Annotated in this window: 1 pseudogene; it reads right to left on the reverse strand. The window is 74.3% G+C overall.

Features of this window, described 5'->3' with window-relative positions:
* Window positions 1-230: pseudogene (locus tag KVS67_RS13630) on the reverse strand (N-acetyltransferase); the annotation flags it as partial.

Consider the following 230-nt stretch of genomic DNA (forward strand, 5'->3'; position numbering starts at 1 on the left):
ACCCGCAGCTCGCCCTTGGGGAGGCCGGCGGCCTCCTTCGCCAGCCCGCGGCCCTGACACGGCGTGCCGATCAGCCAGGCGATCTGCGTGGGTCCCCCGTCCACGGGGATGGTGGCCTGGACGTAGCCGTCCGGCCGGCCCTCCGGCTCCAGCACCACGATCCAGTTGGCCCAGTCCTCCGCGCCGTCCTCCGAGCGACCGCGCGTGAAGATGGCGTACCGCTGCCGCAG

It is taken from the genome of Micrococcus sp. GbtcB5 (assembly GCF_019091605.1).
In the GTDB taxonomy this organism is placed as follows: Bacteria; Actinomycetota; Actinomycetes; order Actinomycetales; family Micrococcaceae; genus Micrococcus; species Micrococcus luteus.